The organism is Bradyrhizobium sp. HKCCYLRH3099 (genome assembly GCF_051167855.1).
Lineage (GTDB): Bacteria > Pseudomonadota > Alphaproteobacteria > Rhizobiales > Xanthobacteraceae > Bradyrhizobium.
The window spans coordinates 37,943-50,263 of the sequence record NZ_JBNPTW010000014.1 but is presented as its reverse complement, the minus strand read 5'-3'; the positions used below and the strand labels follow the sequence as shown (position 1 = coordinate 50,263).

At 60.9% G+C, this 12,321-nt stretch carries 8 protein-coding genes and 2 pseudogenes; 6 read left to right on the top strand and 4 right to left on the bottom strand.

What is annotated here, in order from left to right; all coding sequences use genetic code 11:
• Window positions 1-691 precede the first annotated feature (691 nt).
• Entirely contained in the window at window positions 692-2,071 is a 1,380-nt protein-coding gene (locus tag ACQR1Y_RS23765; RefSeq protein ID WP_434878420.1) for an aspartate aminotransferase family protein, read from the top strand.
• A 280-nt stretch (window positions 2,072-2,351) separates the two neighbouring features.
• Here ACQR1Y_RS23765 and ACQR1Y_RS23760 read toward each other — a convergent pair.
• The 4 genes and pseudogenes from ACQR1Y_RS23760 to istA all read right to left on the bottom strand — a co-directional run.
• Window positions 2,352-2,728: pseudogene (locus ACQR1Y_RS23760) on the bottom strand (ATP-binding protein); the annotation flags it as partial.
• Window positions 2,729-2,972 (bottom strand): annotated as a pseudogene (locus ACQR1Y_RS23755) (IS21 family transposase); the annotation flags it as partial.
• Between the two features lie 494 nt (window positions 2,973-3,466).
• The gene (istB, locus tag ACQR1Y_RS23750) at window positions 3,467-4,291 is read right to left on the bottom strand and encodes an IS21-like element helper ATPase IstB (protein ID WP_434878419.1); all 825 of its coding nucleotides are present in this window, start codon (window positions 4,289-4,291) and stop codon (window positions 3,467-3,469) included.
• The gene (istA, locus tag ACQR1Y_RS23745; RefSeq protein WP_434878418.1) at window positions 4,288-5,820 is read right to left on the bottom strand and encodes an IS21 family transposase; all 1,533 of its coding nucleotides are present in this window, start codon (window positions 5,818-5,820) and stop codon (window positions 4,288-4,290) included. Before istA ends, istB begins: the two co-directional genes overlap by 4 nt.
• A 917-nt stretch (window positions 5,821-6,737) precedes the next feature.
• Between istA and ACQR1Y_RS23740 the strand changes: the two genes are divergently transcribed.
• The 5 genes from ACQR1Y_RS23740 (at window position 6,738) to ACQR1Y_RS23720 (ending at window position 12,291) form a co-directional block, all read left to right on the top strand.
• Window positions 6,738-7,181 carry a hypothetical protein gene (locus ACQR1Y_RS23740; RefSeq protein WP_434878417.1) on the top strand — a complete coding sequence of 148 codons (444 nt, stop codon included), beginning with the start codon at window positions 6,738-6,740 and terminating at the stop codon, window positions 7,179-7,181.
• A 323-nt stretch (window positions 7,182-7,504) separates the two neighbouring features.
• On the top strand, window positions 7,505-7,930 hold the full coding sequence (locus ACQR1Y_RS23735; RefSeq protein ID WP_434878416.1) for a hypothetical protein: 426 nt from the start codon (window positions 7,505-7,507) through the stop codon (window positions 7,928-7,930).
• An 818-nt stretch (window positions 7,931-8,748) separates the two neighbouring features.
• On the top strand, window positions 8,749-9,339 hold the full coding sequence (locus ACQR1Y_RS23730; RefSeq protein WP_434878415.1) for a matrixin family metalloprotease: 591 nt from the start codon (window positions 8,749-8,751) through the stop codon (window positions 9,337-9,339).
• Between the two features lie 249 nt (window positions 9,340-9,588).
• Window positions 9,589-10,173, top strand: coding sequence for a hypothetical protein (locus tag ACQR1Y_RS23725; RefSeq protein WP_434878414.1), 585 nt, complete (start codon window positions 9,589-9,591; stop codon window positions 10,171-10,173).
• Between the two features lie 384 nt (window positions 10,174-10,557).
• Window positions 10,558-12,291: an ABC transporter substrate-binding protein gene (locus tag ACQR1Y_RS23720; protein ID WP_434878413.1), complete on the top strand. Its 1,734-nt coding sequence runs from the start codon at window positions 10,558-10,560 to the stop codon at window positions 12,289-12,291.
• The last annotated feature ends 30 nt before the right edge of the window (window positions 12,292-12,321 follow it).

Here is a 12,321-nt window from a genome sequence, read left to right as displayed (position 1 = left end):
TTGTCGCATTCCGTCGGGCAAATCCGGTCTTGTGTCGTCGGCCAAATCAGGCCGACACTCCTCGCCGTCTCCTGCTCACTGAAGGGGCGTTTCGCGATCGTCACGGACCGTGGAGCGGGGGATGCGGTGGCCGCCTGGGGTCGCAGTGCGCGTTTCGCGTGCGGACGAACGATCCCCTCGCGGACGGTCAAGCCGTGTGGTCCCGACACCCCGACGCTGGTGTCTTGGTCGGCGACGATGTCGATGACGGGGGCAAGCAAGCCCGGTCCCCTGGGAGAGCACGGAGCAGCCGTTAAACCCACCGCGCAGGGAAGGCCGGTTGTTCGGCCAATCCTGTGGTGACTGCCGCCTGCTTTTTTGTCTGCAGGCGGGCCATGGGTGCGGCCTGCACCCGGCCTTCCCTGCGCCCTTCTTCCAGAGGGCGTCGTGATGAGCAAAGCTCGGACGCGCAAACGCGCCGCGAGGCCGATCAAGCGCGCCGCGAGGCGGAGACGCCGTGGCTGGAGGGTCGGAGATCTCGGGGTTTGGGGAATCCTGGGAGTCGGAAGGCTCGGAGGCCGGAGATCGAGACTTGCACACCGGGCATGGCGCTCCCGCGCGCCTGCCGCGCCCGGGCTCCCTGAAGACATTATGGTTTGCGCGGGGATCGCGATAGACTGGGCGCTTCCGCCACCAGAAAGTCCCCGCCTCCATGCGAACGAATTCCCTGCAGAGCAAAGACATCGCCCACCAGATCCATCCCGCGACCAACATGCGGCGGCACGAGCGCATCGGGCCGATCGTCATCGACCGCGGCTCCGGCATCTATGTCTATGACGACGAGGGTCGCGAATATATCGAGGGGCTGGCGGGGCTGTGGAGCGTGGGCGTCGGCTTCGGTGAGAAGCGCCTGGTCGAGGCGGCGACGCGCCAGATGGCCAAGCTGCCCTACTACCACATCTTCGCGCACAAGACCCACGAGCCCTCGACCCTACTGGCCGAGAAGCTGGTGGCGATGACCCCGGCCAATCTGAAGCACGTGTTCTTCACCAGCTCCGGCGGCGAGGCCAACGATTCCGCCATCAAGTTCGTCTGGTACTACAACAACGCGCTCGGCCGGACCGAGAAGAAGAAGTTCATCGCCCGCCAGGGCGGTTATCACGGCATCACGATCGCCGCCGGCAGCCTCACCGGCCTGCAGGCCAATCAGCGCGGCTTCGACCTGCCGCTGCCGTTCGCGCGGCATCTCACCTGCCCGCATTACTACCGCTTCGGCCTGCCCGGCGAGAGCGAGGAGGCGTTCACCGAGCGGCTCGCCAAGGAGCTGGAGGACCTGATCCTCAGCGAGGGCCCCGAGACGGTCGCCGCCTTCATTGGCGAGCCGTTGATGGGCGCCGGCGGCGTGATCGTGCCGCCGGTGAACTACTGGCAGCGCATGCAGGAGGTCTGCCGCAAATACGACGTGCTGGTGATCGCCGACGAGGTCATCAACGGCTTCGGCCGGCTCGGCACCCTGTTCGGCTGCGACAGTTTCGGCATCAAGCCGGACATCCTGGTCTGCTCCAAGCAGATCACCTCGTCCTACCAGCCGCTCGCCGCCGTGCTGATCAGCGACGAGATGTACCAGGCGATGGCCGACCAGTCCGACCGGCTCGGCACCTTCGGCCATGGCTATACCGCGAGCGCCCATCCGGTCGCGACCGCGGTGGCGCTGGAGAATCTCGCGATCATCGAGGAGCGCAACCTGGTCGCCAACGCGGCCGAGGTCGGCGCCTACCTGCATGAGAAGCTGGCGCGCTTCGCGGACCATCCGTTGGTCGGCGAGGTCCGCGGCCGCGGCCTGATCGCCGCCGTCGAGCTGGTCGCCGACAAGGCGACCAAGGCCCGCTTCGAGCCGGTCGGCAAGGTCGGGCTAAAATTCTTCGACACCGCCCACCAGCACGGCCTGATCATCCGCAATGTCGGCGACAGCATCGCGATCTGCCCGCCGATGATCATCACGACCGCCCAGGTCGACGAGTTGCTGAAGCGCTTCAAGGCAACGCTCGACGATGTGACCGAATGGGTCGCGGCCGGCATGCCGGAGGGGTGAGAATCGAGGACGGAGGGTTGAGGCTGAGAACTGAGGGCTGAAAACTGAGGGTTGAGAAACCCGCCTCTCCGGGCCTTCGTCCCTTCGCGGGGCGAAGGCAACGGACATGGCGCTCCCTAGGGAAGAAGGGAAAGGCAACAAAATCAGAGACTTGAGGAACCGTTTTGGGAAAAAAGGCATCATTGCTCTGCAACGCCTTTTATGAGCAGGACCCAAACAACTGAACGAACTCAGCCGCAAAGGTAAGAGCGCCGGAGAGATGCGAACCGGTGAATTTGGCGAGCGGCTCGAGGCCCCAGTCGTCGAGATGAGCAGATCGACGCGGCCGAGCGCGCGCAGGATGCGGGGATGGCGGCCATCTCCACGGGCCAGCGCGAGATCGGTGAACAGCCGCGGGACGCGCTGGTAGAGCACGGAGCGATTGTCGCGGCAGGCCTTGTTGCCGAGCGCAGACGCAAGCCAGCTTTTGCCGACGCCGGAGGGGCCGCAGATCAGAAGGTTGGCGTGATCGTCGATCCATTGGCCTTCGACCAGCGCCGTCAGCAGGGCACGGTCGAGGCCGCGCGGGGTGCGATAGTCGATGTCTTCGACGGAGGCTTGCTGGCGCAGCTTGGCGTATTGCAGCCGCTTCGACAGTCGCTTGTCGCGCCGGAGCGAGCCGCCGAATCGGCCGCTCCTCATTGAGCCTCGTGAGCAGCTCTGCGATCGCCGCATTGACCTCGGCGAGGCCAAAGAACGTGCGCTGACGCAGTCGCCCGAGCAGCCAGCGCTCGACCATCAGCACCGCCTGCTCGACCTTGGCCTTGTCGCGTGGCCGTCGCGGCCGCGCCGGCAGAATGCCGGTGCCGTAATGCGCCGCCATGTCGGCATAGCTGCGGTTGATCTGCGGATCGTAGAGGCATCCGCCGCGCAATCTCGCGGGTCGGCTTCCCGCCGACTTCAATCTGATCACATCGCGCACGTGGCGCATCGCAAGCCTCTCCGTCGGCATCCAGGTCCCCCTTCGCAAAGCCGAAAGGCGGGACCGTATCGCAGCCAGAAGAGGCCTCGTCACCCCGGGTTCGCTCTTGCGATACCCCGGGCGACTTCATCCCGGAATGGTGGGCGAGATCATCTCGGAATGGGTGGGCGAGATCAAATCGGAACGGTGGGCGAGATCATTCCGGAATGGTGGGCGACATCGAGCGGAATCAGCAGTTTGCGCTTATAATCTGCGCCGACCGGCGCGAACGCACCAATACAAGTGCAAACCTGGTCTATAGCGCGACGATCAGGATGAGAACTTGGCGTCAATCTGGATGAGAAGATCGGGGCCGGGTTCCGTGATCATTGTCGCCGGGTCCCGGGTTGGCAAGGGCTGATTGACGCTGGGCGACAATCAGCGGTGTCGCAGCGTCAATCAGCCGAGCTTTCGACCTCCTTTGGCGTTGCGTGAACCGGCGGTCTGCCGGCGCCGCGCTTGCGGCCGAGGGCGGCCTTGCGGCGGTAGCTCTCGACGTTCATCTCGATGATCGTGGCGTGGTGGACGAGACGGTCGACGGCCGCGAGGGTCATGGCCTGATCTGGGAAGATGCGGCCCCACTCGCCGAACGGCTGATTGGCCGTGATGAGCAGCGAGCGCCGCTCGTAGCGGGTGGCGATCAGTTCGAACAGCACGCTGGTCTCGGCCTGATCCTTCGACACGTAGGTGATGTCGTCGAGGATCAGGAGATCGTAGCGGTCGAGCTTGGCGATGGCGGCTTCCAGCGCCAGTTCACGCCGCGCCGTCTGCAGCCGCTGCACCAGATCGGTCGTGCGCGTGAACAGCACGCGCCAGCCGTTCTCGACGAGGGCCAAACCAATAGCTGCGCTGAGATGGCTCTTGCCGCCGCCGGGAGGGCCGAAGAGCAGCAGGTTGGCGCCAGTCTCGAGCCAGACATCGCCTGCCGTCAGCGCCATCACCTGCGCCTTGGACAGTGTCGGCACGCTGTCGAAGTCGAAGCTCGCGAGCGTCTTGCCGGCAGGCAGGCGCGCTTCGACCATGTGCCGCTCGATCCTGCGGCGGCCACGATCGGCGACCTCGTGCTCGGCGAGTGCTGCGAGGAAGCGCGCGGCGGGCCAGCCCTCCTTGTCCGATTGCGCGGCGAGCTTCGGCCAGATCGCCTTGACGCTCGGCAGGCGCAACTCGGTGAGCAGCAGTTCGACGCGCGCGGCATCGACGGGTGTCGTCGTGATGGTCATGCTGCATCTCCCATGTTCGAGGTCATCGGTGCGAAGCCCAGGCAAGCCAGCTCGTCGTAGACAGCGAGCGGAGCAAGCTCGACGGCGACGTCGGGGACTGATGCCTGTTCGGGGCGGAAGCGGAGGCGGAGCGCAGCGAGATCCGGCAGCCGTCCCGCATCGAGGTCGGCGGCGATGGCCTCGGCAAGCTCGGCCTCGCAGGCCCGCTCGTGGGCGAGAGCAAGTAGTTCGACCGTCACCTTGCATGCATGACGCTCGTCATATCTGTCCTGCAGTGCCTCGAACGCGCGTCGATAGGCCGAGCGCGGGAACAGCTGATCGCGATAGACGAGATTGGCGAGCGCCATCGGCTTGCGCCGAAGGGCATGGATGACGTGGTGATAGTCGACGACGTGGCCGCCCTGGCTCTCCGACACGGGCCGGCCACGCTTCAGCGCCGCGACCTGCGTGGTGCCGAGGAAGCATTCGAGGCGGTCGTCGAAGATGCGCACGCGCAGACGATGGCCGATCAGCTTCGACGGCACCGTGTAGAACACGCGGCGCAGGATGAAGCCGCCCGACGAGGTCACGCGGATCACCTTCTCCTCGAAGTCGCTGGTGCGCCTTCTTGGCAGCGGCGCCAGCATCTCTTTCTCGATCGTGATCCGCTTCACGCAATGGGCATTGCGCCGGCCGACGACCATGTCGACGAAGGCACGGTAGGCATAGAGGCCGGCGAAGTCGCGCGTTCCCCGCAACAGCAACGCGTCCTCCAGCGCCTGCTTGAGATGGCCATGCGCGCTCTCGATCGAACCGTTCTCATGCGCGATGCCGGCATTGTTGCGGGTCGCCACCATGCCGTAATGCTTCATCAGTTCGTCGTAGCGTTGCGTGAGGTCCTCGCGCGCATCCGCAGCCAAGTTACGGAACGCCGCCGACAGGCTGTCGCTGCGATGCTCCCTGGGCACGCCTCCGAGCGCCCACAGCGCGTTCTGTAGGCCTTCGGCCAATGCGACGAAGCTCTCCCCGCCGAGCACGACATGGGCATGCGCGAAGCCGGAGAACGCCAGCCGGAAGTGATAGAGCCGGTGGTCGAGCGCCACGCCTGCGATGGTGACGCCGAGCGCGCCGGCATCGGTGAAGTCCGACAGGCCGAGCCGCCCGGGCTCATGCTCCTGGCGGAAGATGACGTCGCGCTCAGGGCCATGGAGCGCGCGCCAGGTCGTGATGCGCCGCTCCAGCGTGCGGCGGATGTTGGGATTGAGATCGGGATGGCGCCGGCGCAACTCCTCCAGCACGCCCACCGCCCGGATCCCCGGTGCGGCCTTCAGGATCGGCTCGATCTCCGCGTCCCAATAGGGCGCCAGGGGATCAGGCCGCCGCCGGCCTCGCGGCTCCTGCTTCTGCGACGGCAGCCGCGGATCGGCCTCGATCCGATAGGCACTCGCCGTCGAAAACCCGGCTTTGGCCGCTGCGGCCTCAGCCGATAACGTCAGTCGGTAACTCATGTATAGCCTCATCTGGTGGTCGGTGATGTGGAGGCCAGGCAAGCCGTCGATCCTCTCTTGGCGAGACGAATCAACAGCTTGCGCTAACCCCACCCGGCCGCCAGACGGCCTGAAGGGACGCGCCGCCGGCACTCTCTCATCCTGATTGTCGCTGGGCTCTCACCTTGATTGTCGCCGCGCACCTGGTCGCAAAATGAACGACGGCTTAGTCGCCCGTAATCGTTCGCGACGTACGAAAATAGTGAGCCAGGTTCTATAGCTGCTGCAGGCAACCGAACTCTCAATTGATTGTGCTGGGATATTGCCGGCATCGGCGAGGCGCCGCGGTAGCGATCAAGCGCCACTTTGTGGAGTTCAACGGACAGACCGCCGCATCCGTCAAGACGGCATTTTCCCGAACTGTAAGGTTGTCCGGGCTAGCTAGGCAGCGGCATTTCGCAACACACCCGTAGGGCACACCGCGGCCACATGGTTGATGCAGGACGAACCGACCCTCAGCGGCGGCAGGTTATCTCGGTATCTCGATTGAGAGCTTGCTGAGTGTCACTTTCATCACCGCCCCGATTACCGATCTAATGCTATCGAGAAGATAACCGCAAAGCCGAAGCGGCGCCTTTCGAGCCCATCTTCAGCAACCGACACGCTGATACCACATATGGTCTACCTGACGGGGACGGTCGGTACACGATCAGGGCTCGGCGTAAATCGTCTCTAGCTTTTGCATCACGGTTGCGTATTGGCAAATGCACGCTTCCGTTGCATCATCGCCCGCCGCTCGGGGCATGGTCTGTGAATCGGTGTCCGCCCGACCTCTTTTTGGTGGAGAGATGCGGATCTAATGTTGGCGGAGAGGGTGGCCGGCTTTCTCGCGCCGTTACGATGGACCAGCAACGATCTGGTATGAAGATACGAGGAGCATCGAATGGACCACCGTCCTGAGGTCAATTGGAGAAACTGAAATGCGAGCACTTGTTGTTGCAATATTTATTGGAATGATCTCCTACCCAGCGAGCGCGTGCGGCGTGGCTGGAATTGATGTGTTTGGCACTTGCAAGGTCGCGGATACTGCAAAGGACTCCATTGACGCTATCGTACGGCAAGTTAAGGAGTCTCAGGAAAGGTTCGTCAGAACTACTCCCGGGATTGCCGACAGGGCGGCGTTGGAAGACTTTGCTTCTAGCGATCCGCAAGTACGCGCCGCGCTGGCAGATCGCTATAGGAATCTGTTGGCCGCCGCGGAGGCACTCGACAAGGCCGATAAGAAAATTCCGATTCCCAATTATAAGCTCGTTGGATCCTTCGAGTTCGATGAAAGCAAGACGTTTCACATCACTCTTTTCAGGGCGGTCGATGGACCGCTGCTTCGGCAGCCGGTTTTGTTGCCAACGGTTCAATCGAATTGATTGATCAAAGTCGACCGACAAAGGCTAACGTCGTTCCGCTCAGCGAGGCTCAGAACCGAAAAAAGATTATGGACTTGGCGGATGGATTTCTAGAGGTATTGCTGGGACCGCCGTCCTACGAAAAGTATTTGGCCTTCAATATTGCCGGTCCGCAACCACCTAGCTATTTGGCGCCTTCCGGTCCCCCGAGCTGCAGTGCAAATTCAGGCGTAGCTTGTGCCGTGCTTACGCGTCCGCGTGCGCTAACAACGCCTATGGCCGTCGGGGTTACGAGCGCCTTTGGTGTCGACATATAGCCGGCCAAGAAAAGGGCGGTCGAATCTTTGAAAGAGCAGGTGCAAGCGCGCAAAGAAGCGGCCAAAGTTCGATTAGCGGACATGGTGCTAAGCGCATATTCTTATTCAGAGAGCCGGGCAGGAAATCCAAGTATGACATCTGATTGGTCGTTGACGGACGGAAAACGACACGTCATTCTCTACGTCGACGAGAAGACGTACTCTGAGCAACAGGATTGGAAAGTCCTTGTACGCGTCCAGCTCGAGAGTGATCCCACAGTCTCCTTAAATCAACGCCCAACCAGAGAACTCCATCGCAGCGACTTCAAGTTGCTGAAGTTAGATGGCGACAAGAAAGTATACTGGACACAACGCGAAATGACGGCAGAATACCTTCCTGACGCTGCTGTCGGGGCTATTGTTGCTGAGAGAAGGCAGGCGATAGACGTGATTTTGAAAGATCTGCGGAAATAAATGAAATACGCTCAGACCGCAGCGATGAGCATTACCACAACAGCTTCCGACAGAACCAGGCCGAACACCAGTTTGCCGACCGACTCGGTTGTGCCGAAACCTTATCAGTCCACGAACTGACTTCATTTGTACGAAAAGCTCATTGGTGGTCGAACCGACTCCAATCCCTTCTTTGCCTACCAATTAGCCGTTCAGTCCATTTGGCATGAAACCTTGTCGATTGGCGGGCCGACAATCACAGGGTTCCTCCACGTCGGAACTTGCCTTGTCGAGATGCGAGAAAGCTATCCTATGCCAGGCTTACTTATCGGTTCGGTTTATCGGCGCCATTTGGCGTACTGGCCCCAATGCTCCCGGTCGAGCGGGTCGACTCCCAGCGGCAAAATATCAGTCCTTACACTCGCAATAAGCATCCTTCCCATCTCCACTGCAGTAAGTTACGCACTGCTTGGAATTCGCGCATGTACGTGTGCAAGTAGTGACGCTACAAGATTTGCTACAAGTGATATCCGCCAGTCGCATTTTCGACCCATCGAATTTTAGACGATCGAGCGACGAAGCCGTCAAGTTGGCTGACCTCATGAGTATAGGCCGAGATGCGTTTTCTTCGGCTGCTCCCTGTGATACCGTTACAAAACAGATCAACGCGACGAAACTACAACTCACGAATTTTTTCATACAATCTCTCCTTGTAGCTATCTACATATTATCGCTGCGGTGCTATCAGTCAACCCAAGCATAGTGGCCGTGGCAAGCCCGCTTCGTCTTCTTGAAGCAATTGCGCCCAATTCGTCCTGCCGTGGCAAAGGAGATTCTGCATGCTCTGGAGACTTGCACCTTCAGTCGCCGTTCTCGTGATCTTCCCTTTCGCAAGCACCGGAGCGTACGATATCCAAGGCTGGAGTTGGAATTACCAGGCCAATCCGATCGAGAAGGAATTCATCATCTGCAGAACGGATGCCCCGGCCAGTGCAGTCCAGCGGATCAAGGAAGCCGCGAACAAGTGGAGCAATGGAAAACTTAAGTTCAAATTCGGTCCGGACAAATGCCTTGATGACCCGTCCACGACGAAACCGGACGGCTACAGCTATATTTCGTTTACGGACTTTGCGGACAACGGAGAAACGGCTGACACCAGAGCGCGGCCGGAAACAATCGGGTCCAAACGAACCGTCGAATGCGATATTCGCTTCAATAGGAAGAAATTATGGTACGACGGCACAGGCACGCCGGTGGCCGCTCAAACCGATCTTCTCAGCGTGGCAATGCATGAGTTTGGTCATTGCATTGGCCTAGGCGACGTTCCCTCCGGGGAGGTCGTCATGAACAAGAAACTGGACCCCGGCAAGACGCGACGGGAACTCGCGCCCGACGACCGAGACGGCCGCAAGAGCATATACGGAGAGTGAGCGCTGGCCGATCCTGCCGTGGAGCCAAGAGGAAGCGCCGCCTGTCATTTGCCGTGCGCGAAGAACTTCCAAACCGGGTGAGACCGGAAACGGGATTCGCAGGCGCGACATCTTGAAAGCGAAACTGCGCTGCCTTGCACTTGCACTCGCCAAATGGATGCGCATTATTCGCCTTGTATTCTAAATTGCCGACCGTTGCTGGACGTAGCCATTGCGGGGCAGCCATTACAAGAAAGGCACTGGTGAAACATGACGACATTTGCGCGAACCGTTTTGTGTGCCCTGCTGGTCAGCTTCACGTTTTCGACGCAGCTGGTTGCCACGGAGAGAACGATCCTGGTCGACGTCGTCAATTTGCAAATCTGGAATCAGCTCAGCCCCTTCCTGCCGGCTGGCACGAAGCTCAGCTCGGTGAAGCGTCCCGCAAAGGATCAGCTGAAATTCATCGTCGATACGTCGAAGCGGCTCGGCTACCGGTTTACGCGCGAGGCTACGCTCGAGGACGAGACGTCGTGGAACGGGGCTCTGAAGTTTCTGCGCGACAAGGGATACAAGGTCGCAGCGCCGGGCCGCAGCAATCACCAGAGCGGAATAGCCTATGATTTGGCCGGACCCGACCTTGATGCAATCGTGGCCGGTGTTCAGAAGGCCGTCGACCAGCGGCGAATTACGCTCCTGGCGGGATCGAGCTCAGCGCTTCTCAAAGAGCCGCAGAACAGCTGCGTTCACGTCGAGATCAGCGGCGCGGTGTTGTTCAACGACCAGTTCGTGAATTGGCCAAGCGTGGCCGGGCAAGCGGGCTGGACCGAAAAACTAGCTCAGGGACCGCAATAGCTCCGCGGCGTCCTGTTCGTACCATCGGCTTCGCGCTTCCCCGGCGGCATCTGGACGCAGCGGCGCGCGGCGCTCTGAACGCGTCTTCTCTGGAGACGAAAGCGCATCGGGGCTGGAGCGCGCGCTCCAGCGTGGCAAACGAATTGATTGGCCAGCTTCCGGCCTTCTAAAGAAGTTTGTGACAGCAGAAGCGCGATCCCGCGCTAGAAAAACTTGTACGTTTTCTCAGGACCTTGACAGCCCCAGCGATTATTCGCATTGTAGTGGTATTGGCTATCGAAGACCTACTATGAGTTATTGACTGGGGCAGTAAACTAGAGGATGTGCTGTCGCGCGTTCTGCGCTACGGCTGTTGCTGTATCCCTTGGGGCGGGAGTCTTTCGCGTGGCGTTCATTCGTCGCCGGGACGTTTTGCGGGCGCTTGCGGCGGGCGGAATGGCGATGAGTCCGCTTGGTCGGAGAGCCGTTGCGCTGGAATGCGGCAAACCCGAGCCAAAAGACCACATCATCATCGGTAAGCAAACCAGCGGCGTATCGGGATTCGATCCGCATCTCAACGCTTCCGCGCCGGCGGCGGAGATTATCGGCAATCTCTACGAAACACTGGTAACCCTCAAGCAGGGGAAGCCCGATCCGTTCCTGAGCCTTGCTTTGTGGCAGGAGCCCAATGGAGCATCCTGGACGTTTGCAATCAAGTCAGGGTGGCGATTTGCTTCCGGAAAACCAATCAAGGCGAAGGACGTAGCCTTTAGCTTCAGGCGAGCGGTCAAGCTCAATCGAAGTCCGGCCCATCCCCTCGCGCATCTCGGCCTAACCGCCATCAACGTCGATCGGCGGGTCAGCACGGACAAAGACAATCCTTACATTCTGAGGATTAAGCTTCCGGAGGCCGTCGAGAAGGATATCGTCCTGCATTGCCTGACCTCGGCCTGCTGCGCCGTTCTGGACAGCGTACTTGTCACGCAGCATTTCGCTCCCAACCCCGACGTCCCCGTCACATGCGCGCATGCTCCGTTCCAGGGCGCATTTACGCCAATCGAAGCTCCCGACATCTGCGAATATGACCCGCTCGATGCAGGCAGGGCCTGGCTGAGATTCAACAGTGCGGGCTCGGGCCCGTTCATCGTTCGCAATGCGCAACGTACCGACGAAATCGTCCTGCAACCGAACGACCTTCACTCCGACTATGGCAAATCGTCCAAGCCGCTGATCGTGCGCGCCATCCCCGACCCGCGAGAGCAGCGACGGCTTCTGCAGTGCGGCGAAATTCAGGTGGCCTGGGACACCACCGTCCCGCCCAAGGAACAAGATCGCAAGGGCGGCAAGGCCAAGGAAACGAAGCCACCGACCGATTTGACCTTGCCTCACCCGCGAGCAAATCTGCTCTTGCTTTGCATGAACGTCATGAAGAAGCCGTTTGGGGATCCAGAGGTTCGCAAGGGCATCCGCCAAGCCATCGACAGCAGCAAGTTCGAGACGCCGCGCTGGAAAGCCCAGCATCGATTTTTTCCTTCCGCCATCGGCGGCTTCGATTTCCCAATCACCACTCCGCCGCAGGACCCTTTGGCCAAAGCGGCGCTTGAAAATCAAAAGGGCGCCCTGAAGCTGGACTATCTGGTCGGCGCCGGACGCTCTGCCGTCGCCAACGGACTGGCCTGGCAACTCGCGAAGGCCGGGATTGGCCTCGAGCTAATACCCGCCTCGACCGGCGTCATCTTCCAGGAGCGCCTCGCAAAGCGTGACTTCGAGCTGGCACTCGTTTCTCTCAGTTCCGATTACCTGCACCCGCACAGCAACGCCCACGCGCTAGGCACCCATTACGAGCGCGAGGAATTCAAGGCCGTCGATGGCAAGACTATCGAGGCAACGCACACCCTCGCCTGGTACTGCCACTGGCGCGATGACGAAATTATGAACTCCATCGCGAATGCGGCGAAGGCTTCCGGCCCGGCAGTGCAGAAGACGTTCTACGAGAGCATTCAGGACATCCTGATGAAGCGCGGTCCCTACGCATTCCTGCTCGAGGAGACCGTTTACGTAGAAGGCGTTAAAGGCCTCCTTCCCGAACTCGGCGCCCTCGACAATCAGACCCGGTTTAGCCCGCCGAAGCCGACATGAGCCCGCAGCCCAATCCCGTTTGTCGACGAT